We start from the raw sequence: 22,901 nt of genomic DNA, 5'->3' as shown, positions 1-22,901 counted from the left end.
AGGCAAGCCAAGCCTTACTCGGTTAATGTTCCCTGTGCAACTATCTGCCGGACGCATGCACAGGGGAGTCGGCCTTGCCGCACACGATCGATACCGCCGGGGCCGGACGGGACGCCGTGACCGAGAAGGGCTGGGTGGAGCTGGAGTCGCGGGCCGCCCTGCGCGAACTGCTGGGCGAGCCCTGGCCCGTGGTGATCGAGAAGGTCCATGACCGGCTCGCCGAGCAGGACCTGGACATCGTCGCCCGCTCGCCGTTCTGCCTGCTGGCCACCGCCGACGCGCACGGCAACTGCGACGTCTCCCCGCGTGGAGACGCTCCGGGCTTCACCCATGTCATCGACTCCGGCGCGATCGCCCTGCCCGACCGGCCGGGGAACCGGCGGGGGGACAGCTTCCACAACATCCTCGACAACCCGCACGCCGGCCTGCTCTATCTGATCCCCGGCGGCAAGGAGGTCCTGCGCGTCAACGGCCGGGCCCGCATCCTCGCCGACGCCCCGTTCTTCGACGCCATGACGCACGACGGCCGGCGGCCCACGCTCGCCCTGGTCCTGGAGATAGACGAGGTCTATCTCCACTGCCCGCAGTCGCTGCGGCGCTCGGGCGTATGGAATCCGGCGTCGTGGCAGACGGGCTGAGCGGTGGAGCAGGGCACCTCTGATCGACTTAAGTTTAGGTTAGGCTAACCTTCGTCGCGTGAGATCTGGTGAAGAAGCAGCCGGCACCCCGCGTCTACGCGGTCATGAACTGTCGGCCACGGGTGTGACCGTGTCGTACGACGGCGTCGACGTCGTGCACGACGCCTCGGTCGCGCTCCGGCCCGGCGAGGTGACCGTGCTGGTCGGCCCCAACGGCAGCGGCAAGTCGACGCTCCTGCGCACCATCGCCCGCCTGCAGACACCCCGCCACGCCACGCTCAGGATCGACGCCGACACCGACGGCCTCACCCTGACCACCCGTGAGTTCGCCCGGCACGTGGCCCTGCTGACCCAGGGCCGCCCCACGCCCAGCGGACTGACCGTGCGGGACGTCGTCGAGTTCGGCCGCTACCCGTACCGGGGCCGCTTCGGCAGGCCCGACCCGGACGCGTCGGCCGCGGTCGACCGGGCGCTCGCGCTGACCGGTGTCACGGACCTCGCCGAGCGGGGCGCCGACCACCTGTCCGGCGGCCAGCTGCAACGGGTGTGGCTCGCCGGCTGCCTCGCCCAGGAGACCGGCGTACTGCTGCTGGACGAGCCCACGACCTATCTCGACCTGCGCTACCAGATCGAACTCCTCGACCTCATCCGCGACCTGGCGGACGACCACGGGATCGCCGTCGGCGTCGTCCTGCACGACCTCGACCAGGCGGCGGCCGTCGCGGACCGGATCACCCTGCTCGAAGCGGGCCGGATCGTCGCCGACGGCCTGCCCGAGGACGTCCTCACACCGGAACGCCTGACGGCTGTCTACGGCATCCGGATCGACGTCGACACCGACCCCCTGACCGGCCGGCTGCGCACCCGCCCGATCGGCCGCCATCACACTCGACACACTCGAACCGAAAGGCTCGGCACCACCTCATGAGACGCCTCCTGCTCACCGCGGCCACCACCACCGCCGCGGCGCTCACCCTCGCCGCCTGCGGCACCACCGAGCCTGCCGCCGACAGCTCCGAGAAGCCCTCCCAGGCCATCAGCCTCACCGACGCCACCGGCACGAAGATCAAGCTCGACGGTCCGGCCACCAAGGTCGTCGCCACCGAGTGGAACGTCGTCGAGAGCCTCGTCACGCTCGGCGTGGACCCCGTCGGCGTCGCCGACGTCAAGGGCTACAAGACGTGGGACACCGCCGTCCCGCTGAAGAACGAGCCGAAGGACATCGGCACCCGCGGCGAGCCGAGCATGGACACCATCGCCTCGCTCGCGCCCGACCTCATCGTGGCCACCACCGATCTGACCCCCGCCGCCGTGAAGCAGCTGCGCAAGGTCGCCCCGGTGCTGGAGGTGACGTCCGCCGACGGCTCCGACCAGATCGGGCAGATGCTGGAGAACCTCGACCTCATCGCCAAGGCCACCGGAACCACCGCCAAGGCCGAGACGGCCCGCACGGGCTTCGAGGCCAAGGTCGCCGAGGGCAAGAAGGCGCTCGCCGACGCCGGACTCGCCGGCGCGCAGTACGCCTTCGCCGACGGCTACGTCGCCTCCAACCAGGTCTCCCTGCGCCCGTACACCAGCGGTTCGCTCATCGGGGCCGTCGACGAGGCGATCGGCCTGAAGAACGCCTGGACGGTCAAGGGCGACGCGGCCTACGGCCTCGGGACCACCGACGTCGAAGGCCTCACCGCCCTGCCGAAGGACGTGAAGTTCGCCTACATAGGCAACGACGACGACGCGAGCAGCACCCCCTTCACCGGTGCGCTGGCGAAGAACGCCGTGTGGACGTCCCTGCCGTTCGTGAAGGCCGGCGAGGTGCACCGACTGCCCGACGGCATCTGGATGTTCGGCGGTCCCGAGTCGATGGAGGCGTACATCGACGCCGTCGTCGACGCGCTGACGAAGTAGCGCCGGCCATGGCCGTCACCGCAACGCCCCCCGCGCTCCGTCCGCCGGCGGCCGCGTCCCGGACGGGCGCGGCCGCGGTGACGGCCGCCCTCGTCCTCCTGGTCGCGGCCCTCGCCGTCGTCGACATCACCCAGGGCACCGCCGCCGTCGGACCGGCCGAGGTGTTCAAGGCCCTGACCGGGCGGTCCGATCCGGCCGACGCCTCCGTCGTGATCGCCTCCCGGCTGCCGCGGATGACCGCCGGCGTCATGGTCGGCGTCATCCTCGGCGTGGCCGGCGCCGTGCTCCAGGCCGTCAGCCGCAATGTGCTCGCCTCTCCCGACACCCTCGCGGTGAACGCCGGTTCGTATCTGGCGCTCGGGCTGGTCGGCGTCACCGGCGTCTCGCTGCCGATGATCGCCTCCTCCGGGGTCGCCTTCGCCGGCGGACTCCTCGCCGCGACCGTCGTGCTCGCCCTGTCCGGCCTCGGCACGGGCACCGTACGGCTGGTCCTCGCCGGCACCGCGCTGGCGCTGGGGATGGGCTCCGTGACGGAAGGCCTGCTCCTGCTGTTCCCCCAGGAGACCGAGGGCCTCTACCAGTGGAACCAGGGCAGCATCAGCCAGAACGGCTTCGACGGCGTCCTGCAGATGCTGCCCGTCGTCCTGGTCGGGCTCGTCGGCCTGCTGCTGACCGCCCGTCGGGTCGACGCGCTGGCCCTGGGCGACGACGCGGCGCGCGGGCTGGGCGTCCCGGTGCGCGCGACCCGCCTGACGGTGGTCGTCCTGGCGACGCTGCTGTCCGCGGCCGCCGTCACGCTCGCCGGGCCCATCGGCTTCGTCGGCCTGTGCGCTCCGGCCCTGGTGCGACCGCTCGCCCGTCGGTACCGGGGCTTCGCCCGGGCCCGGACGACGCTGCCCGTGGCCGGCCTGGTCGGCGCGGGGCTGGTCCTCGGGGCGGACGTACTGCTGCGGATCCTCGTGCCCCCGGACACGGCGGTCGCCGTCCCCACCGGTGTCGTCACCAGCCTCGTCGGCGCCGTGTTCCTGGTGGTGATGGCCCTGCGGCTGCGGGACACGGCCGGGGCGGACGCGCCGGACCGGTTGCGCATCCCCAGCCGGACGGCGTTCCTTGCCACGGTGGCCGTACTCGTCGTCGTGGTCGTCGGTGTGACGATCGCCGGCGTCCTGATCGGCGACAGCAAGCTGCTGCTCGGCGATGTCGCGAACTGGGCGCAGGGGCGGGCCGGCCGGGCGGTGTCCTTCGTCCTCGACACCCGGGTGCCCCGCGTCCTGGCGGCGCTGTGCGCGGGCGCGGCGCTCGCCCTGGCCGGCACGCTCGTGCAGGCCGTGACCCGCAACCCGCTCGCGGAGCCCGGCGTCCTGGGTGTGTCCGGCGGCGCCGCGCTGGGGGCCGTACTGCTCGTCACCACCTCGCCCGTCGCCGGGACCTGGGGCATCGCGGGCGCCGCCTTCGCGGGCGCCGCGGTGACCTCCGTCCTCGTCTTCGGGCTCGCGGCCCGGGGCGGCTACCAGCAGAACCGGCTGGTCCTCGTCGGTATCGGCACGGCCGCCGGGACCACGGCGCTGATCAGCCTGCTCATCGTGCTCACCGACCCGTTCAACGCGACGAAGGCGCTGACCTGGCTGTCCGGTTCGACGTACGGCCGGACCATGCCGGACGTCCTGCCCGTGGCGCTCGTGCTGGCGGTGGGCCTCGTCTTCGCGGTCGCCCGGCGCACCGAGCTGGACCTCGTCTCGCTGGACGCGGACACGCCCCGGCTGCTCGGCCTGCGACTGTCCCGGGCCAGGCTCGGGTTCCTGGTGGTGAGCGTGCTGCTCAGCGCGACGGCCGTCGCCTCGGCCGGCACCATCGGTTTCGTGGGACTGGTCGCGCCGCACGCGGCGCGCGCCCTCGTGGGCCGACGCCACGTCCGGGTGGTGCCGGTCGCCGTGCTGCTCGGCGCCGCGCTGGTCTGCACGGCCGACCTGCTGGGCCGCACCGTCATCGCCCCCGCCCAGCTGGGCGCCGGCCTGATGACGGCGGTGATCGGTACGCCGTACTTCCTGTATCTGCTGGTGCGCGGCCGGCGGTAGCCCCGGCGTGCCGGGGCCGCAGGTCCGTGTCACCGGGTCGAGCAGGAGCCGTCCGGCGGATGCGGCCGGCCGCGCCGTGGTGGCGCGCCCGGCCGTCCCCCCCCCGTCGGCCACGACGGTGCCTGCTCGATCCGGCGGCGATCCGGCTCAGTTCACGCGGGCGTCCCGGCCTCTTCCGTGTCTTCCGGCAGCGGCTCACTGAATGCGTGGACGACGCCGAGGTAGGCGCTCGCCAGGACGCTCCAGCCGCGTTCGTCCGTCCGCTGGGGAATGTCCGGGTGCGTGCGTGAGCGCAGCAGATAGCCGACCGAGAGTGCCTCGATGGCCCAGATCAGATCTTCCATGGTGCGGTCGGGCTTCAGGCGGCGGCGTGCGTAGCGCAGCAGGATGCTCAACAGGTGGTCCGTCGCGTTGACATAGCGTTCGTTCGCTTCGGTCTGGGCGTCCCGCACCATGTCGACCGGGGCCAGGGCCCCCAGACCGAGCGCCAGGAACAGTTCCGGAGACGCACTCGTCCACCGGAAGTCGGCCTCGCTGATCTGGCGGAAGATCTCCTCGGGCGCTTCCCCGTCGGCGACGAGTTCGAAGGCGAGGGCTTGGATCTGCCCTGCTCCGGGGGTGGCGATCTCGTCCATCACATGGCTCATCAGTTCCCGTTGGAAAGCGGCCTGATCCTGCCAGATCTGATAGAAGGCGCCGGTCGTCAGCTTCTTTTCGTCGGGATTGCGGCGGTTCACCTCGACGAGGACATCGGAAATGCGGATGTCGGCCAGCGGGTTGTGCAGTTTCGCCGATTCGGGGCGGGTCCGCTCGATGGCGAGGTTCGTCGCCGCTGCCAGCAGCAGGGCGCGGGTTTCCTCGCGGGGGCGGTGTCGGCGCAGCGGACGCCGCGAGCCGGTCGACTGCGTGCGTGTCGACTTCGTCGCGCCATCTTTCGGGGTATCCACCATGCGGCTAGCGTACTCCGTATCGTGAGATGATAAATATTTTACCATGACCTTTGCAGCCCATCTGCTGATGTGGTCTGCCGTGGGCTTCGTGCCCTTCTAGGGTGTCGGGGCCGACGTGTCGCGGGCGAAGAAGTCCGCGAGCGTCTCGCGGCGGACGACCTCCCGGGTCCGCCCGTCGGCGCAGAAGACGACCGGCGCCTTGAGCGCCCCGTTGTAGTTGTTGGCCATGGTGTAGCAGTACGCCCCGGTCACGGGGACCGCGATGACGTCGCCGACCTGCGGTGACCGCAGGGCCACGCCGGTGCTGAGCCGGTCGCCGGACTCGCAGTGCCGCCCCACGAGGTCGACCTGTTCACCGCCTCCGACCCGGTCGACGACGGTGGCCTCGAACCGCTGGCCGTACAGGGCGACTTCCATGTTGTCGCCCATGCCGCCGTCGACGGCGACGGTGACGCGGTCGCCTCGTTTGACGTTGACCACGCGGTAGAGGCTCACCCCGGAGCGCGCCACCAGACTGCGGCCGGGTTCGATCAGCAACCGGGACGAGGCCGGCAGATACTGCCGGGCGGCGTCGGTGAGGGCGCCGATCCACTCTTCGGGTTCGGGCGGGTGGTCGTCGTAGGTGTAGCGGGCGCCCAGGCCGCCGCCGAAGTCGTAGGTCTCGAACTCTCCGAGGTCGGCCAGTGCCCGGACCGCTGCGACGAACGGTTCCACCGCGAGTATCTGGCTGCCGATGTGCGTGTGCAGGCCGCTCAGATGAAGCTTCGTGCTGGCACGGATGCGAGCGATCGCCCGGGGGACCTGGTCCAGGGGCAGTCCGAACTTGGAGCCCTTCTGCCCGGTGGCCACCGCCTCGTAGGTCTCCGCACGGACCTCCGGCAGCACCCGAACGAGGACGTCCTGACGGCCGGTCACCGACCTTTCCAGACGGTCGATGTCCGCGAAGTTGTCGATGACGACCAACCCGACACCGGCGCCGACCGCCATCTCGATCTCGGCCGTGGTCTTCGCGTTGCCGTGCAGCACCAGGTTCCTGCCGTCGACACCCGCTCGAAGAGCTCCGGCCAGCTCGCCGAGGCCGGCGACGTCGACGCCCAGCCCCGCCTCCGCCATCAGCCGGTACGCCGCCACGGCCGGAAAGGACTTCGAGGCGAAGACGACCTGTGAACGGGGCCAGCTCGCGCTCAACGCCTGTTGGTAACGCCGTATCCGTGCGCGCAGGCCTGCCTCGTCGACGACGTAGACGGGCGTCGCGTACCGGTCGGCCACCTCGGACAGGGCCACCCCCCCGACCTTCAGGCCGCGGCCCGGCTCGATGGTCGTTCCTTCGGGGAACAGCTCGACGATCTCGGGTCCCATGTCTGTCTCCGCCCTCATGTCCATGCGAACATCACGTGCTTGATCCGGGTGTAGGCCTCCAGGCCGTAGAGCGAAAGGTCCTTGCCCTCACCGGTCTGCTTGAAGCCCCCGTGCGGCATTTCGGCGGCCGTCGTGACGTGGGTGTTGACCCAGGTGATCCCGAAGTCGAGTGCGCTGGTGACGCGGACGGCGCGGCCGACGTCGCGTGTCCACACGCTGGACGCCAGACCGTGACGGACGTCGTTCGCCAGGTCGATCGCGTGCTGTTCGTCGGTGAAGGTCTGCACGGTCAGGACCGGTCCGAAGATCTCCTCCTGGACGATCTCGTCGTCCTGCGCGACCCCCGTGACGACGGTCGGCTGGAAGAAGAAGCCGGGGCCGTCCTCCGCCTTTCCGCCGGTGACTGTCCGGGCGGTGTCGCGCCGGCGTTCGACGAGTCCCGCGACCCGCTCCAGCTGTGCCCGGCTGATCAGCGGGCTGCGGCCGTCGCGGGCGTTGCCCGGGTCGACCCGGGCGAGTGCCCCGGCGTGCGCGACCAGTTCCCGTACCAACTCGTCATGGACGGAGGCGTGCGCCAGGATCCGTGAGGGCGCGGTGCAGTCCTGGCCCGCGTTGTAGAACGCGCACTCGGCGATCACCTGAGCGCAGTGGGCCACGTCCGCGTCCTCGAACACCAGGACGGGGCCGTTGCCGCCCAGTTCGAGGTGTGTCCTGCGCACATCGTCCGCGGCGGCGCGGACCACCTCGGTGCCGGCACGGGTCGATCCGGTGATGGCCACCATGTCCGCCTGCGGGTGGCCGGCGACCAGCTTGCCTGTCTCCCGGTCTCCGCAGACGAGGTTCACGCAGCCCGGCGGCAGATGGTGCCCGCAGATCTCGGCCAGCAGCAGCGCGCTGGACGGAGTGGCCGCGTCCGGCTTGAAGACCACCGTGTTCCCGGCCGCCACGGCCGGCGCCAGTTTCCAGACGGCCGTCATCAGCGGGTAGTTCCACGGGGCGATCGACGCGACCACGCCCACGGGTTCGCGGCGGATCATGGAGGTGTGGCCCCGGACGTACTCCGCCGCCGCACGTCCCTCCAGCATGCGGGCGGCGCCTGCGAAGAACCGCAACTGGTCGATGATCGGGAGCAGTTCCTCGGAGCGGAAGAATTCGGTCGGCTTACCGGTCTCCTCGCATTCGGCGGCGACGAATTCGTCCGCCCGCTCCTCCATCTCGAGCGCTATGGCCAGCAGCGCGGCCTGACGTTCGCCCGGGGTGCTGTGCCGCCATGTGCGGAACGCGGTGACGGCCGCGTCGAAGGCGGCGTTCACCTCGTCGGCTCGGGAGACCGCGGTGAAGCCATGGACTTCCCCGGTGCGGGGGTTGACGAGGGGCAACTGCCCGGGACCGGCGCCGGGGGCGCCGTTGACGAACGTGCCGACGACATGGGTGGTCATACGGGGGACTCCTGTCGTATGCCCAGACGGCCGGTGCCCGACTGTTCGGAGGGTCCGCGCCCGAAGGGTTACGTAGTTACTGTATCGTAATCGTAAGAGAATTACGAACGTTGCCGAGTGTTGTTCCGTGCTGGGGACGCCTCGAGCGTCAGGCTGCGACGCGCGTCCCGACGTGCCTGGACTCCACCAGCGCACCGTCCATGTAGACGGCCTCGATCCGGTCCGCCAGGCCGCTGAAGTCGTGGGCGTGACCGGACACGACGACCAGGTCCGCCCGCTTGCCCGGCTCGATGCTGCCGTAGCTGTCCGCGACGCCCAGGAGCCGGGCGGCGTCCAGGGTGCCGGCGCGCAGCGCCTTGGCGGGGCTCAGGCCGTTGGCGCTCATCAGGTCGAGCTCTTCGAGGTTGCGCCCCGGGGCGAGTCCCACCGCGTCGGTGCCCATGGCGACGGTGACCCCCGCCTCGCACGCCCGCTTGAAGGAGTCGATATGGGCGTCGGCGACCTCGTGGGCCTTGGCGATCGTGGCGTCGGTCAGCCGCGCACCGCCCGCCGCCGCCTCCAGCACGCTCTTCGGGGCCAGCAGGGTGGGCACGAGGAAGGCCCCGCGTTCGAGCATCAGCTCGATCGCCTCGTCGTCCAGGAAGACGCCGTGCTCGATCGACCGCACGCCCGCACGCAGCGCGTTCTTGACGCCGACGGCACCCTGGGCATGGGCCATCACCGGCAGGCCCGCCGCGCTCGCCTCGGTGACGGCGACGCTGAGTTCCTCGATGCTGAAGTGGGCGTGGTGCGGATTGTCGCGGGGCGACATGACCCCGCCGGACGCGGCGACCTTGATGGCGTCGGCCCCTGCCCGGATGACCTCGCGGACCGCCTTGCGCATCTCCTCCGGGCCGTCGACGACTCCGCGCGGCCGGCCCGGGTGCGCGATCCTGTTCTCGACGCAGTTTCCGGAGGCCAGCCAGCCGTCGGAGTGGCCGCCTGTCTGGCTGAGCATCGAGATGGCGATCTGCAGCCGGGGCCCTTCGAGCAGTCCGTCCTCCAGGGCGAGCTTCACGCCCAGGTCCGCTCCCGCCGCGTCCCGTGCGTGGGTGATTCCGATGCTCCGCAGGATGCGGAGATGACGAGCGGCTTGGAAGAACGGGTAGGAGAACGGGGTCTGCAGCCGGTCCACGGTGTCGATGCTGCCGATCATGACGTGGACGTGGCAGTCGATGAGTCCCGGCAGGATCGACTTCCCTTCGAGGTCCACCTCTGTGTCGCCGTCGAGTCCGGTCCCCACGTCGACGATCCGGGAGCCCTCGACGACCAGGTCGCCGAGCCGGGGCTCCGCCCCCGTGCCGTCGGCGATGAGCCCGCCCCGGAACAGGGTTCTCCTGGGGATCGCGGGACGTTCGGTCGAACCCATGGGGCTACCTCCGTTGGTCATTCGAACTCCTGGGCCCCGACGGCTCCCGGATTTCACCGAGTTCCATGCCGAGGAGCAGCGAGCTGAGGCATTTACCGTGTATGTCGAGGTTGAGACTGCGGGTGACGCCGCCGTCCAGCGCGCCGTCGAGGACGAACTTGAGCGCGTGCAATTGCGGCAGTTCATATCGCCGGACGTTGCCCGCGACAAAGCCGGAGAAATGCTGCTGGACGCGGTCGGCGGTGACCAGTTCCAGCAGCAGCGGGAAGTTCATCGCGTTGTAGGCGATGACCGAGATATCCGAGATATCGCCTTTGTCGCCGGAACGGGCGTGTGCCATCTCGTGCAGGAGCATCTAGACCTCCGAAATCGTGACCGTTGCCGATACTTCGGATCTCGGCAGGAGTACCGAGGCGATCGCTATCCGCTCGGTGACGGAACAGACCACGCCGCCCCCGCCGGCAGGGCCGTTGAGCCACATGGCACTGACCTCGTGCGCGATGCCTCGGGCCTGGCCGGCGGTGTCCGTCCGGCCGACGACGCGGACCCGGACCTCGTTCATCGCGCCCGGCTCGCCCGCATTCAGGCCGCGGGTGACGGAGTCGACGCCGATGAGCTCGTAGCGCGTCGTGTCGGCGGCCATGCCGCGCTTCTGCAGCCGCTCGCGCAGGATCTCCAGTGCCAGCTCGGCCCGGGCCAGGGCGTTGGGGCCCGCGTAGGAGATCTGTCCCTCCCCGGTGAAGCCGTCCCGGTAGCCGACGGAGACCTTCAGGTCGTCCGGGCGTCGCCGGCCGCGCGCTCCGCGGACCAGCACGGTGTCCCGGCCTATTTCGGCGAACCGGACAGTGGTGAAATCCGCGACCACGTCGGCCGATGTGTAGGCCGACGGGTCGTGCACTTCGTAAAGCAGCTGCTCCGTGCAGGTATCGCCTGTCACCATGCCGCCCGACCCCTCCACCTTGCTGATCGTGAAGGTTCCGTCCCGCTGCACCTCGGCGAGCGGGAATCCCAGATTGGCGAGATCGGGCACGTCCTTGTAGCCCGGGTCCGCGAAGTAGCCGCCCGTGACCTGGGCCCCGCATTCCAGCAGGTGCCCGACACAGGCGCCCTTGGCGATCAGGTTCCAGTCGTCGGTGTCCCAGCCGAATTCATGGACAAGGGGTGCAATATAGAGCGAAGGGTCCGCAATCCGGCCCGTGATCACGACGTCGGCACCCTGGCCCAGTGCGTCGGTGATCCCGTCGCAACCCAGGTAGGCGTGGGCCGACACGATGCTGTCACCGAGGGATCCGACAGAGCCGGAACCCTCCAGCAGCGGTAGTTCGGGTCGCTCGAGAACACGGTCGAGCACGTCGTCCCCCGTCACCACGGCGACGGTGAGTCCGTGCAGTTGCCTGGCGCGCGCGACCTCGGTGACGACCGCGCCCGCCGCACGCGGATTGGCCGCGCCCATGTTGGTGATGATCCGGATGCCTCGCTGTGCGCACTCCGGCAGCACGGCTTCCATGCGATCGGCGAGCCATGGGTTGTAGCCGCGGCCGGGATCGCGCCGCCGGTCCAGTTCCGCCAGTGCGACCGAGCGTTCGGCCAGGCACTCGAAGACGAGGTACTGGATGTCTCCGGATTCGACGAGTTCTACCGCCGGCTCGATCCGGTCGTCGGCGAAGCCGGCGCCGGAGCCGATCCGGAGCGTGCCCCGCCCGCTGTCGGAGGCGTGGATGGTGGCCATGTCCAAAGTGTACATGGAACTTCTGTAACTCGTAATATAGTTACGAAACCCGAGTGGAGGAGTGCCCATGCCCGCGACCGAAACCGGATCCGACCGCGCTATCGCCGAGGCCGTCGATGCGATGGAGCTGATCCACAGCGCCGATCTGAGCCCGGACGGCAGGCTCGCCGCCTGGTCCGTCTCCCGCGTCGACGGAGACATCGAGCGACGCGACCTGCGACTGAGCGCTGTGACCGAGCCCGGTGAGGCTCCCCTTGTCCTGAAGTTCGGCGACTGCGACCACACCCCTTGCTTCTCGCCGGACGGCAGCCGTCTGGCATTCCTGTCGAGCGACGGCCCGGCCACCCGCATCGTGCTCGCACGCCTCCCCGACGTGCCGGACGTGCCGGACGTGGCCGCCGTGGACTTCGAGGTGCTCGTCGATCCCGACGCACCCGACCGTTCGGTCCGGGGCAAGCCGGCCTGGAGCCCCGACGGCCGCCGCATCGCCTACGCGGCGGCGCTCCGCACGCGTGTCGACGGCGCGCCGTACCGGGTCACACGGGTGATCGGCTGGGTGGACGGACTCGGTTTCGTCGACGACGCGACCGCCGACATCTTCGTGTACGACCTGGACACGGGGACGCACACCCGGCTCACCGACGACGCGTGGGTCAACAGTCAGCCGACCTGGCTGCTGCCGGCGGGCGGGCCCGGACCCGACGGGCCGGGCGACGGGCCGGCCGGTCCCGCGCGGATCGCCTTCCGGGCCGGCTTCGGGCCGCAGGAATGGCAGCAGAGCATCGCGGCCGTCCGCTCCGTCGGCGCCGACGGAGCCGATCCGACGGTCACCGAACATCTGCGGACACTCGACATCTTCTCGCTGGCGGCCATGAGCGACGGCCGGATCGCGGTGACCTCGCTCGGTGCCAAGCCGCGCTCGACGGGGCGGCTGTTCACCCTCGATCCGGCCGGAGACGCGACGGAGCAAGCGCCGCCCGGGCGCACGGTCGAGCGCACCGCCGGTCTGGGTCTCGACGTCAACGGCGACGTGCTGGGCGACATCGCCATCCCGTTCATGGACCCCGACGCGCGTCTGCTCGTGCAGGAGGGCGACGCTCTCCTGCGGGTGCACGTCGAGGACCGCCTGGAGGTGCACCGCATCGCCCTGGAAGGCGAGCCGCGCGCCGAGACCGTCCTGGCGGGACCGGGCTGCTACTACCCCTTGGCGGTGGCGGGGCGCCGTCTGCTCCACGCCACCGGCACGCTCATCAGCCCGCCCGACCTCTGGGTCCGCGACCTGGACACGGGTGAGGACACGCGGATCACCGACACCGCGACCCGGAACCGGGCCTGCACCGGGCCCCGCACGACCACCACCTTCCGCGTCCCCACGAAGAACGGCCCGTCGATCCAGGCCAAGTTCCTCAGGCCCGCGTTCGCCGTCGGAGCGTTGCCGACCGTGCTGCTCATCCACGGCGGACCCAAGGCGGCCTACGGGGAGGCCTACGTCACCGACGCCCACCTTCTGTGCGGAGCCGGTTTCGGGGTGCTCATGGTCAATCCCCGCGGTTCGCGCGGCTACGGCACGGACTTCGCCGACGCCATCATCGGCGACTGGGGCAACGACGACTTCCGTGACCTGACGGCGGCGGTGGACTTCGCGGTGGAGGAGGGCTGGGCCGACCCGGAGCGACTCGGGGTCGCCGGTCTGTCGTACGGCGGCTACATGTCGAGCTGGATCGTCGGCCGCACCGACCGGTTCAGGGCCGCCGTCATCGAGAATCCGGTGACGAACTTCTCCAGCATGTACGGCAGCAGCGACGTGGGGCTCAGTTTCCTGCCCGCGGTGCTGGACGCCCTGCCCCAGACCGACTCCGAGCGGTACCGGAATCTGTCGCCGATCACCATGGCCCACACCTGCACCACGCCCACCCTGCTGATCCAGGGCGAGGCCGACCACCGCTGCCCGCCGGAGCAGAGCAAGCAGTTCTACTCGGTACTGCGGAGGGCGGGTTGCGTCGCCGAGATGCTCATGCTGCCCGACGCGTCGCACGAAGGCTCCGTCTCGGGTCCGGTGCCGTCGCGCCGCGCGCAGAACGAGGCGTTGGTCGACTGGATGGTGCGCTACGTCAGGGATGCCGAGGCCCGCCCGGCCGGGTGGGGCGCGGCAGGCGCGAGACACGACGCGGGCTGACCGATGAGACCCCGGATAGCGGTGCTGACCTGCGCGGACGTGGTGCTTCACGCCGAGGCGGCCGGAGTGAACACACCCCTTTTCACCCTTACGTCTAGACGGGCGACCCGACCCGTCGTAGATTGAGCGTGTCGGTTGGTAGATAACTTACGAAACTGCGAGGAAAGTTATGCGTAAGTCAGCAACCCGGTCCACGGCGTGTGGTGCAGCGCTCACGGCCGCCGCACTCCTCCTGAGCGGGTGCAGCTCCAGCAGTTCGGCGTCCTCCCCGTCCAAGTCCGCCACCGCTCCCGCCAAGCGCGGCGGAACGCTCACGATGTCGCTCGGCAGCGCCATCGACACCTGGAACCCGCAGAAAGCCCTGGCGACCCAGAGCTACAGAGTGTTCCCACAGGTGTACGCGTCGCTGCTGCGCTCCACCCCGGACGGCAAGCAGCTGCTGCCGGCGCTGGCCTCGTCGTACAAGGCGGACCTCGCGGCCAAGACCCTGACGTTCACCCTGAACCCGGCCGCGAAGTTCAGCGACGGCAAGCCCGTCACCTCCGCGGACGTCAAGTTCTCCGAAGGGCTGTGGAGTGCCGGGGAGCTGTACGGCAGCTACTTCTCCTCCATCAAGTCCGTGCAGACGCCCACCCCGACGACCGTCGTCTTCCAGTTGTCCCAGGCGGACGAGACGCTGCCCGCCGTCCTGTCGACCGCCAACGCCGCGGTCTTCCCCGACAAGTACGGCGGCAGGACGGCGGACGCCTACTGGAACAAGCCGGTGGGCGCCGGACCGTTCATGATCAGCAAGGAGGCCGTGGGACGGTCCATCACCCTCACCCGCAACCCGCACTACTACCGGCCCGGCCTGCCCTACCTCGACGGCATGGAGTACAAGCAGGTCGCGGACGGGGGCCAGCAACTCCTCCAGTTCCAGAGCGGGGCCGTGGACATCGTCAACGGTGTGGAGCTCGAAGCGGCAGCCCAGTATCCCGAGGACAGCATCGTCGGCGCACCCTCGTCCGGGGTCAGCGTCCTCACCATGAACACGAAGTCGGGCCCCCTCAAGGACGGCCGCCTCAGGAAGGCGATCGCCCTGGCCGTCGACTACAAGAAGCTCGTCGCCGGCGGCTACGTCGGCGAGGCGACCGAGGCGACGTCCCTCCTGCCGCAGCAGGTGCCAGGCGTCTCCAAGTGCCCCACCTGTACCTGGTCCACCACGGATCTGGCGGCGGCGAAGGACCTGGTCGAGGCGTCCGACTACAAGGGCCAGAACATCGAACTGATCGTGTCCAGCGACTCCGGCCCCGGAAAGCTCGCCGCACAGGCCCTCGTCCCCATGCTGGCCGAGGCGGGCGTCAAGATCTCCGTCAATCCGCAGCCGACCAGCTCCCTCATCGACAAGCTCAGCAAGAGCGACTTCCAGCTCGGACTGCTCACCTACAGCGCCCTCGCGCCCACCCCCATCGACCCGCTGGGCTTCCTCGGAGCGACGGGTGTCGTGTTCTCCCAGTCCGACCCCGGGCCGGCCGACAAGGCGCTGGCCGCCGTCCACGCCGCGAGCACCCCGGCCGCGGTGAAGACCGCGGTGCAGGCCTTCGAGGCCGCCGCGAACGAAAGCTACGCGGTGATTCCCCTGGCGGTGCCCAACGCGCTCGACGCGGTCGCCGACCGGGTGCAGGGATTCGTCGCCGCGCCCTACCAGGCGTACTGCGCGGACGAACTGAGCATCAAGAGCTGACGATCGTGTCCGGCACCGTCAAGTCAAAGGAAAGGAGGGGAGTTTCGTGGTAGCGACGAGAGTCCTGCTCGGCCGACTGCTCCAGTTGCTTCTTGTGCTGCTCGCAGTCACGCTCGTGGTGTTCGTGCTGACCCAGGTCGCGCCGGGCGACGCCGCCAGACTGCGCCTGGGACCACGAGCCTCGCCCGAAGCGGTGAGCGCACTGCGTCACGAACTGGGACTGGACCGCAGTCTGCCGCAGCAGTACCTGGCCTACATCTCCCGGGTGCTGCACGGCGACTTCGGGACCTCGATCGACGGCCAGAGCGTCAGCGGCATCATCGGCCAGCGGATCGGCGACACGCTGTGGCTCCTGCTCGGCACACTGATGCTCGCCGTGCCGGCGGCACTCGTGCTGGCATGGACCGCCGCCTGGTTCAGGGACCGGTCCGTCGACCATGTCATCAGGCTGGGCGTTCTGCTGGCCCTGTTCCTGCCGGCGTTCTGGGTCGGATTCCTGCTGATCAGGCTGGTGGCCATCCCCACCGGCTGGTTCCCGGTCGCGGAACTGGGGTCGAGCCCGGGCGACCTCCTCCGGTCCCTGGTACTGCCCTCCGTCACCGGAGCGATCATCCTCACCCCCGTCCTCGTGCGCAGCCTGAGATCGAGCCTGATCGACGTTCTCGACTCCGAGTACATCGCCGTCGCCCGCTCGCTCGGAGTGGGGGGCAGCACCCTGGTCGTCCGGCACGTGCTGCGCAACGCCCTCGGCCCGGTCCTCACGCTGCTCGCACTGAACGTCGGCTACCTCTTCTTCGGAGTCGTCATCCTTGAAGCCACCTTCAACATCTCCGGACTGGGCAGCGCCCTGGTCGAAGCGTCCGCCAAACGGGACGTCTACACGGTCCAGGGCATCACACTGCTCTTCGCCACCGGAGTCGTACTGGCCAACATCCTCGGCGAGACCGTCGTCTCGCTGCTCGATCCGAGGACGGTCGGCACATGACTGACACGGTCAAGACCGAGGTGGAAGCACCGCACACCCGCAAGCCCCGCCGTCGGCGCGGCGACGGCAAGATGGCCGTGGGGGCGGTCATCGTCGGGCTGTTCGTCCTGGCGGCGGTCTTCGCACCGCTGATCACCAGCGGACACCCGGCCGACCAGGACCTGCTGAACCGGCTCGCCCCACCCTCACAGGCCCATCTCCTCGGCACCGATCAGCTCGGCCGCGACGAATGGACCCGGCTGGTCTACGCGATCCGGGTCGACCTGCGCGTGGCGCTGCTCGGTTCGCTCATCCCGGCGATCCTCGGCAGCCTGATCGGCATCGCCGCAGGCCTCGGCAGCAGTTGGCTGGACACGGCCATCATGCGCACCTCGGACATCGTCGTCTCGCTGCCGCTGTTCATCTTCTTCATCGCCCTGGTCGGCCTCCTCGGTCCCGGCACCGGATTCCTGTTCCTCGGCCCCGGCGAGTTGCCGCTCATCATCGGATTCACCGTCATCTCCTGGGTCGTCTACGCACGTCTGCTGCGCAGCGAGGTACGCAGGGTGCGCTCCATGGACTACGTCCGGGCCGCGCGGCTGGGGGGCCTGCCCCGGTGGCGAGTGATCACCTGGCACATCGTGCCGAACTCGATCGGCCAGACCGTCGTGTACTTCTTCGTCGATGTCGGGCTGGCCGTCGTGGCGATCTCGACGCTGTCCTTCCTGGGCGTCGGCATTCCCCTCACCACCCCGGAATGGGGAGCGATGATCCAGTCCGGCCGCAACGTCATCCAGACCAACTGGTGGCTGATCGCCGCGCCGGGAGCCGCGATCGCCCTCATCGGAATGGGCCTCGCCCTGATCGGGGACGGCCTGGACGATCGGATCAAGTCATGACCGGCACCGAACCCGTGATCGAGATCGCGAACCTGTCGATCGCCGCGGGACAGGGCGGGGTCACCCTGGTGGACGACGTGTCCCTGCACGTCGACGCCGGTGAATGCCTCGGCATCGTCGGCGAGTCCGGATCCGGCAAGAGCCTCACCCTGCGCTCCGTACTGGGCCTTCTGCCGCCCGCCCTGCACCGGACGCGCGGCACCGTGCGGTTCCAGGGGGAGAAGGAGGGACTGCGGCCGGTCGACCCGCGCGAACTTCGCGGGCACGGCGTGTCGATGATCTTCCAGGAGCCGATGAGCTCGCTGAACCCGACCATGCGCATCGCCGACCTGGTCGCCGCCGGCCCCCGGGCGCGGGGTATGTCCCGCCGGGCCGCGGCCGACCTGGCACTGCGGCTGCTGGCCGAAGTCGGTGTGCCGCACCCGGAGCAACGGGCCCGGGCATGGCCGCACCAGCTCTCCGGAGGGCTCCGCCAGCGAGTGATGATCGCGATGGCGCTGTCGGTGGAACCCAGGCTCCTCCTGTGCGACGAACCGACGACCGCCCTGGACACCACGGTCCAGGACCAGATCCTGACCCTCGTGGAACGCCTGCGGATCGAACGGGGCCTGGCCCTGATCTTCGTCAGTCACGACCTCTCGGTCATCTCGCGCATCGCCGACCGCACCGCCGTGATGTACGCCGGCCGCATCATCGAGCAGGGGCCCACGCGTGCTCTGGTCGACAGCCCCCGCCACCCCTACACCCGAGCCCTGATCGAGTCGATGCCCCAACTCCACGGGCCGCCGGTCCGGTTGACGGCCATCGGCGGAGCTCCGCCCACCGCGGGGCGGCTTCCCTCCGGCTGTCGCTTCGCCCCCCGCTGTCCCCTCGCCGTGGACGCCTGCCGTCAGGCGGACCCGCCGCTGCTGGACATCGGCTCGCACCGGGCCACGGCGTGCCTGCGGCAGGCCGACCTGAACGTTGGAGAGCCGGTATGAGCGCCCTCATCGAACTGGACGACATCAAGGTCCACTTCGACGTGAAGACCCGGCGGTCCGCGACGCCCGCGACACTGCGGGCCGTCGACGGGGTCAGCCTCACCGTCGAACGAGGCCAGTGCCTGGGCGTGGTCGGCGAATCCGGGTGCGGCAAGTCGACACTGGCGTGCGTACTCGTCGGACTGACGGCACCGACAGCCGGACAGGTGCGCTACGAAGGCCAGGACATCGGCCTCCACCGCTCCAAGGACCTGCGCCGCCGCGTCCAGATGGTCTTCCAGGACCCGGTCGCCTCGCTCAACCCCCGCCGCCGGGTCCGGTCCGTGCTCACCGAACTCATCGACTGCCACGACCTCGCCCCCGAGGCAGGGATGACCTCCGCCCTGAACTCGCTCATGGACATGGTCAACCTGCCCCGGCCCGTCCTGGACGCACGACCACGCGAACTGTCCGGGGGACAGCGCCAGCGCGTCGCCATCGCACGCGCCCTCGCCGTCCAGCCCGACGTACTGGTCGCCGACGAGGCGGTATCGGCGCTGGACGTGTCCGCCCAGGCCACCGTCGTCAACCTCCTCGCCGACCTGCGCGCGGACCTCGGCCTGACCATCGTGTTCATCTCCCACGACCTGGGCATCATCCGCACCCTGTGCGACCGGGTCGCGGTGATGTACGCGGGCAGGCTGGTCGAGGAGGGACCGGCCGAGGCCGTGTTCGCGGCACCCCAGCATCCGTACACCAGGGCGTTGCTGCGGGCCGCTCCCGACCTTCGGCGACGAGGTGCCGGCGAACCGCACGCGCCGGCGCTGGAGGGCGAACCCTCCGGAGCCCTGGACGTCATCACCGGCTGTCCGTTCCAGCCCAGATGCCCGGAAGCCGAGGCCGTCTGCTCGGCGGCCCCGCCCCCCTACGTCGGCAACGGGGCGCACCGCACTGCCTGCATTCACGCCTCGGACCACTAGTACGCGGGGGCCGGCCGAGCGGGCGCAGGGCGCCCTGCGCCCGTGACCCCGCCGAATCCGCCGTACGAGTGGTGACCCATAAGGAGCCCGAATTGCCCCGCACATCCTCGAAGACGAGGGCCCGGCATGATCCGATCCAGCTGCTGACTCCGCAGGGCGAAGTCGTCGGCGATGCCCGGCTGCCGTTCGACCTCCGGAGCGCCGACCTGCGTGCCCTGTACCGGGACATGGTGATGGCCCGCCGCCTCGACACCGAGGCCATCGCCCTGCAGCGGCAGGGCGAACTGGGGCTGTGGCCCTCGCTCTTCGGGCAGGAGGCCGCCCAAGTCGGTGCCGCGCGTGCGCTGCTGCCCTCCGACATGGCCTTTCCCACCTACCGGGAGCACGGCGTGGCCTGGTGCCGCGGACTGGACCCGGCGTCCCTCTTCGGCCTCTTCCGGGGGACCACCTTGGGGGGTTGGGACCCCCGGGAGACCAACTTCAACCTGTACACCCTGGTGATCGGCGCCCAGACGCTGCACGCTGTCGGATACGCGATGGGAATCGTCCGCGACGCCGCGCGTGACCGCCGGAGCACGGCCGAGGGCCCGGCCGGCGACCCTCCCGCCGTCCTGGTCTTCCTCGGTGACGGCGCCTTGAGCGAGGGCGAGACCAACGAGGCGTTCATCTGGGCGGCGACCCAGTCCCTTCCCGTCGTCTTCTTCTGCCAGAACAACCAATGGGCGATCTCGGCGCCGTACAGCGTGCAGAGCACCGTGCCCGTCGCCCAACGCGCCGCGGGATTCGGACTCCCCGGCGTCCGTGTCGACGGCAACGACGTCCTGGCCTGTCTCGCCGCCACCCGCGAGGCACTCGACACGGCGCGCACCGGCGGCGGCCCGACGTTGATCGAGGCCTTCACCTACCGCCGCAACGCCCACACCACCGCGGACGACGCCTCCCGCTACCGGGACGCAGCCGAGGAGAAGGAGTGGGAGGCCAAGGACCCCATCGCCCGCCTGTACGCGCACCTGACCACGACCGGCGCAGCGGAGAGTGCCTTCTTCGACGGGATCGAGGCCGAGGCGCAGGCCCTCGCGGAGGGGCTGCGCTCCCGGTGCCGCGCGCTGCCCGATCCCGACGTGTCCCTCCCGTTCGAGCACACCTACGCCGAAATGACCCCTGACCTGCAACGTCAGTTGGCTGAACACCGTTCGTTCCTCGCCTCGTTGGAGGAGATGCCCGATCCGAGTGGAGACCCCAGATGACCACCACGACGCTCGCCAAAGCGATCAATGACGGGCTCCGCCACGCGCTCTCGAACGATCCGGCGGTGCTGCTTCTCGGCGAGGACATCGGTCGGCTCGGCGGGGTCTTCCGTGTCACCGACGGACTCCGCGCCGACTTCGGCACCGAGCGGGTCGTGGACACCCCACTGGGTGAGGCCGGGATCGTCGGCGCGGCCGTCGGACTGGCCATGCGGGGATACCGCCCGGTGTGCGAGATCCAGTTCGACGGGTTCGTCTACCCGGCCGTCAACCAGATCATCAGCCAGCTCGCGAAATACCGTCACCGCTCCGGCGGCCGGATCGCCATGCCGGTCGTGATCCGGATCCCCTACGGCGGCGGCATCGGGTCCATCGAGCATCACTCGGAGTCCCCGGAGGCCTACTTCGCGCACACCCCTGGGCTCAAGGTCGTCACCTGCGCGACCCCGGACGACGCCTTCACCATGATCGGCCAGGCCATTTCCAGTGACGACCCGGTGATCTTCCTGGAGCCCAAACGCCGGTACTGGAGCAAAGGAGACGTGACCGGCGCACCGTCCCTCGGTCTGCACCAGGCACGCACCGTCCGCAGCGGTTCGGACGTCACCCTGGTCGCCTACGGCCCCCTGGTCGCGCCGGCGCTGGAGACGGCCCGCGTCGCGGAGGAGGAAGGGAACAGTGTCGAGGTCGTCGATCTGAGAAGCCTCGCACCGCTGGACACCGGCACCGTCATAGCGTCCGTGCTCCGTACGGGACGTCTCGTCGTCGCCCACGAAGCCTCACGTACGCACGGCATCGGCGCCGAGATCGCCGCCCGGGTGCAGGAAGAGGCGTTCTACGCGCTGGAGGCTCCCGTCCTGCGGGTGACCGGGTACGACACGCCGTACCCGCCGAGCCGGCTCGAGGAGGAGTGGCTGCCGGGGGTGGACCGCATGTTGGCGGCGGTGGACCGCAGCCTCGCCCACTGAGCGGCGCGGAGCGCATCGGCCACCGACCTGAAACGACCAGCGCCCACCACCCCTGAAAGGTGCGACCGCCATGCCGACCGCCAAGGACTTCCGCCTGCCCGATGTCGGGGAGGGGCTCGCAGAGGCTGACATTCTGCACTGGACCGTGGCCCCCGGGGACACCGTCGAGGTCAATCAGATCATCGTCGAGATCGAGACCGCCAAGGCCGCCGTCGAACTGCCCTCCCCCTACGCGGGAGTCGTGTCCGTACTGCACGCCGCCGAAGGCGACACGCTGCCGGTCGGCGCTCCGCTGATCACGATCGTCGTCGACGCGTCCGACGAGAGTGCCGCGCCGGGGGGACCGGCCTCCTCCGCGGCAGGACAGGAGCCGCCCGCCGCACCACCCGGATCGGGGCGCGCTCCACAGGACCTGGCCGGCCCGGAGGCGGGACCCACCGCGCTCCTCGTCGGCTACGGCCCACGCGCCGCGGGCGCGGCCCGTCGGCGCGCCGCTCGTCCCCCGGCGGCCACCGGGCCCGCGGCCGAGGCGCCGAACCCGCGGGCCGCCACCGCTGTCGGCGTTGCCGTGACGCCCCCGGCACGCCCGTCCGCCAAGCCGCCGGTGCGCAAGCTGGCCAAGGACCTCGGTGTCGACCTGGCGGCGGTCGTGCCGACCGGACCGCACGGAACGGTCAGTCGGGAGGACGTTCACCGTGCCGCCCTGCCGGCGACCGAGCCTGCCGTCGGCGTCCACGCGCCGAGTGCCGAGGTCAACTCGCGCGGCGAGACGCGGCTTCCGATCCGCGGAGTCCGAAAGCACATGGCCACCGCCATGGTGGCGTCGGCGTTCACGGCACCGCACGTCACCGAGTTCGTCACGGTGGACATCAGCGAGACGATGAGACTGCGCGAAATGGTCGCGGGCCGCCGTGAGTTCGCCGGGACACGGATCTCCCCGATGCTCTTCGTGGCGAAGGCGCTTCTGCTGGCCCTGCGCAGAACGCCGGAACTGAACTCCCACTGGGACGAGGCGCGCCAGGAGATCGTGCTCAAGCACTACGTCAACCTCGGCATAGCCGCCGCGACCGACCGGGGGCTGGTGGTGCCCAACATCAAGGACGCCGATCTGCTCACCCTGCCCGAACTCGCGCATGCCATCGGTCGGTTGGCGACGACCGCGCGTGAGGGGCGTACCGAGCCGCGTGCCCTGACCGGTGGCACCGTCACGCTCACCAACGTCGGCGTCTTCGGTGTGGACACCGGTACGCCCATCCTCAACCCGGGGGAGGCCGCCATCCTCGCCGTGGGCGCCGTGCGACGCACCCCGTGGGTGGTCCAGGACCAGGCGGGCGAACGCGTCGAGCCGCGCTGGACGACTCAGCTGGCCCTCTCCTTCGACCATCGGCTCGCCGACGGTCAGCAGGGCTCGCGCCTGCTCGCCGACACGGCGGACGTGTTGCGGGAACCGGGTCTCGCCATGCTGTGATCCGCCGGGTCCGA

19 protein-coding genes are annotated in these 22,901 nt (G+C 70.3%); 13 read left to right on the top strand and 6 right to left on the bottom strand.

From position 1 onward, the window contains the following. Positions 1-74 precede the first annotated feature (74 nt). The 4 genes from ABT070_RS25750 to ABT070_RS25735 are packed head-to-tail and all read left to right on the top strand — an operon-like array spanning position 75 to position 4,618. Entirely contained in the window at positions 75-638 is a 564-nt protein-coding gene (locus ABT070_RS25750; RefSeq protein WP_351764225.1) for an MSMEG_1061 family FMN-dependent PPOX-type flavoprotein, read from the top strand. Between the two features lie 58 nt (positions 639-696). After that, the gene (locus ABT070_RS25745) at positions 697-1,566 is read left to right on the top strand and encodes an ABC transporter ATP-binding protein (protein WP_351764224.1); all 870 of its coding nucleotides are present in this window, start codon (positions 697-699) and stop codon (positions 1,564-1,566) included. Further along, positions 1,563-2,543 carry an iron-siderophore ABC transporter substrate-binding protein gene (locus ABT070_RS25740; RefSeq protein ID WP_351764223.1) on the top strand — a complete coding sequence of 327 codons (981 nt, stop codon included), beginning with the start codon at positions 1,563-1,565 and terminating at the stop codon, positions 2,541-2,543. The genes ABT070_RS25745 and ABT070_RS25740 overlap by 4 nt, the downstream gene beginning before the upstream one ends. An 8-nt stretch (positions 2,544-2,551) precedes the next feature. Further along, positions 2,552-4,618: an iron ABC transporter permease gene (locus tag ABT070_RS25735; RefSeq protein ID WP_351764222.1), complete on the top strand. Its 2,067-nt coding sequence runs from the start codon at positions 2,552-2,554 to the stop codon at positions 4,616-4,618. Positions 4,619-4,770: 152 nt separating this feature from the next. Here the strand turns inward: ABT070_RS25735 and ABT070_RS25730 are convergent, their stop codons facing one another. The 6 genes from ABT070_RS25730 to ABT070_RS25705 all read right to left on the bottom strand — a co-directional run bounded on the left by ABT070_RS25730 (position 4,771) and on the right by ABT070_RS25705 (position 11,572). Further along, the gene (locus tag ABT070_RS25730; protein ID WP_351764221.1) at positions 4,771-5,568 is read right to left on the bottom strand and encodes a hypothetical protein; all 798 of its coding nucleotides are present in this window, start codon (positions 5,566-5,568) and stop codon (positions 4,771-4,773) included. Between the two features lie 96 nt (positions 5,569-5,664). After that, complete coding sequence (lysA, locus tag ABT070_RS25725; RefSeq protein WP_351764220.1) at positions 5,665-6,927, bottom strand: diaminopimelate decarboxylase; 1,263 nt, start codon at positions 6,925-6,927, stop codon at positions 5,665-5,667. A 14-nt stretch (positions 6,928-6,941) separates the two neighbouring features. Next, entirely contained in the window at positions 6,942-8,366 is a 1,425-nt protein-coding gene (locus tag ABT070_RS25720) for an aminobutyraldehyde dehydrogenase (RefSeq protein WP_351764219.1), read from the bottom strand. Between the two features lie 148 nt (positions 8,367-8,514). Next, complete coding sequence (locus ABT070_RS25715) at positions 8,515-9,774, bottom strand: metal-dependent hydrolase family protein (RefSeq protein ID WP_351764218.1); 1,260 nt, start codon at positions 9,772-9,774, stop codon at positions 8,515-8,517. Between the two features lie 4 nt (positions 9,775-9,778). Further along, positions 9,779-10,129, bottom strand: coding sequence for an AtuA-related protein (locus ABT070_RS25710; RefSeq protein WP_351764217.1), 351 nt, complete (start codon positions 10,127-10,129; stop codon positions 9,779-9,781). Then, positions 10,130-11,572, bottom strand: a complete 1,443-nt coding sequence (locus ABT070_RS25705; protein WP_351764216.1) for an acyclic terpene utilization AtuA family protein — start codon at positions 11,570-11,572, stop codon at positions 10,130-10,132. On the opposite strand from ABT070_RS25705, the gene ABT070_RS25700 reads away from it, so the two are divergent. From ABT070_RS25700 to ABT070_RS25660, 9 genes are all read left to right on the top strand, one after another. Further along, positions 11,571-13,679: a prolyl oligopeptidase family serine peptidase gene (locus tag ABT070_RS25700; protein ID WP_351764215.1), complete on the top strand. Its 2,109-nt coding sequence runs from the start codon at positions 11,571-11,573 to the stop codon at positions 13,677-13,679. The two genes, ABT070_RS25705 and ABT070_RS25700, sit on opposite strands and share 2 nt — an antisense overlap. Before the next feature lie 169 nt (positions 13,680-13,848). Continuing rightward, positions 13,849-15,402: an ABC transporter substrate-binding protein gene (locus ABT070_RS25695; RefSeq protein WP_351764214.1), complete on the top strand. Its 1,554-nt coding sequence runs from the start codon at positions 13,849-13,851 to the stop codon at positions 15,400-15,402. 46 nt (positions 15,403-15,448) lie between these two features. Next, a complete protein-coding gene (locus tag ABT070_RS25690; protein ID WP_351764213.1) occupies positions 15,449-16,387 on the top strand; it encodes an ABC transporter permease in 939 nt (312 codons plus the stop codon). Beyond that, complete coding sequence (locus ABT070_RS25685; protein ID WP_351764212.1) at positions 16,384-17,265, top strand: ABC transporter permease; 882 nt, start codon at positions 16,384-16,386, stop codon at positions 17,263-17,265. Before ABT070_RS25690 ends, ABT070_RS25685 begins: the two co-directional genes overlap by 4 nt. Further along, positions 17,262-18,245, top strand: a complete 984-nt coding sequence (locus ABT070_RS25680) for an ABC transporter ATP-binding protein (protein ID WP_351764211.1) — start codon at positions 17,262-17,264, stop codon at positions 18,243-18,245. Before ABT070_RS25685 ends, ABT070_RS25680 begins: the two co-directional genes overlap by 4 nt. Beyond that, entirely contained in the window at positions 18,242-19,204 is a 963-nt protein-coding gene (locus ABT070_RS25675) for an oligopeptide/dipeptide ABC transporter ATP-binding protein (RefSeq protein ID WP_351764210.1), read from the top strand. Before ABT070_RS25680 ends, ABT070_RS25675 begins: the two co-directional genes overlap by 4 nt. A gap of 92 nt (positions 19,205-19,296) precedes the next feature. Beyond that, a complete protein-coding gene (locus ABT070_RS25670; protein ID WP_351764209.1) occupies positions 19,297-20,451 on the top strand; it encodes a thiamine pyrophosphate-dependent dehydrogenase E1 component subunit alpha in 1,155 nt (384 codons plus the stop codon). Beyond that, positions 20,448-21,419 carry an alpha-ketoacid dehydrogenase subunit beta gene (locus tag ABT070_RS25665; protein WP_351764208.1) on the top strand — a complete coding sequence of 324 codons (972 nt, stop codon included), beginning with the start codon at positions 20,448-20,450 and terminating at the stop codon, positions 21,417-21,419. The genes ABT070_RS25670 and ABT070_RS25665 overlap by 4 nt, the downstream gene beginning before the upstream one ends. Positions 21,420-21,489: 70 nt before the next feature. Continuing rightward, positions 21,490-22,887 (top strand): dihydrolipoamide acetyltransferase family protein, encoded by a 1,398-nt coding sequence (locus ABT070_RS25660; RefSeq protein WP_351764207.1) that lies wholly within the window; start codon positions 21,490-21,492, stop codon positions 22,885-22,887. Positions 22,888-22,901: the final 14 nt, after the last annotated feature.

The sequence above is a fragment of the Streptomyces sp. NPDC002884 genome, from assembly GCF_040295245.1.
Taxonomy (GTDB): domain Bacteria; phylum Actinomycetota; class Actinomycetes; order Streptomycetales; family Streptomycetaceae; genus Streptomyces.
This window is presented reverse-complemented; position numbering and strand designations above follow the sequence as displayed.

What these genes read in the sequence shown, in the direction of transcription:
- ABT070_RS25740 (WP_351764223.1), top strand. Translation starts at nt 1,563, where the DNA reads ATGAGACGCCTCCTGCTCACCGCGGCCACCACCACCGCCGCGGCGCTC.
- ABT070_RS25735 (WP_351764222.1), top strand. Translation starts at nt 2,552, where the DNA reads ATGGCCGTCACCGCAACGCCCCCCGCGCTCCGTCCGCCGGCGGCCGCG.
- ABT070_RS25730 (WP_351764221.1), bottom strand. Translation starts at nt 5,568, where the DNA reads ATGGTGGATACCCCGAAAGATGGCGCGACGAAGTCGACACGCACGCAG.
- lysA (WP_351764220.1), bottom strand. Translation starts at nt 6,927, where the DNA reads ATGGGACCCGAGATCGTCGAGCTGTTCCCCGAAGGAACGACCATCGAG.
- ABT070_RS25720 (WP_351764219.1), bottom strand. Translation starts at nt 8,366, where the DNA reads ATGACCACCCATGTCGTCGGCACGTTCGTCAACGGCGCCCCCGGCGCC.
- ABT070_RS25715 (WP_351764218.1), bottom strand. Translation starts at nt 9,774, where the DNA reads ATGGGTTCGACCGAACGTCCCGCGATCCCCAGGAGAACCCTGTTCCGG.
- ABT070_RS25710 (WP_351764217.1), bottom strand. Translation starts at nt 10,129, where the DNA reads ATGCTCCTGCACGAGATGGCACACGCCCGTTCCGGCGACAAAGGCGAT.
- ABT070_RS25700 (WP_351764215.1), top strand. Translation starts at nt 11,571, where the DNA reads ATGCCCGCGACCGAAACCGGATCCGACCGCGCTATCGCCGAGGCCGTC.
- ABT070_RS25705 (WP_351764216.1), bottom strand. Translation starts at nt 11,572, where the DNA reads ATGGGCACTCCTCCACTCGGGTTTCGTAACTATATTACGAGTTACAGA.
- ABT070_RS25695 (WP_351764214.1), top strand. Translation starts at nt 13,849, where the DNA reads ATGCGTAAGTCAGCAACCCGGTCCACGGCGTGTGGTGCAGCGCTCACG.
- ABT070_RS25685 (WP_351764212.1), top strand. Translation starts at nt 16,384, where the DNA reads ATGACTGACACGGTCAAGACCGAGGTGGAAGCACCGCACACCCGCAAG.
- ABT070_RS25680 (WP_351764211.1), top strand. Translation starts at nt 17,262, where the DNA reads ATGACCGGCACCGAACCCGTGATCGAGATCGCGAACCTGTCGATCGCC.
- ABT070_RS25675 (WP_351764210.1), top strand. Translation starts at nt 18,242, where the DNA reads ATGAGCGCCCTCATCGAACTGGACGACATCAAGGTCCACTTCGACGTG.
- ABT070_RS25665 (WP_351764208.1), top strand. Translation starts at nt 20,448, where the DNA reads ATGACCACCACGACGCTCGCCAAAGCGATCAATGACGGGCTCCGCCAC.
- ABT070_RS25660 (WP_351764207.1), top strand. Translation starts at nt 21,490, where the DNA reads ATGCCGACCGCCAAGGACTTCCGCCTGCCCGATGTCGGGGAGGGGCTC.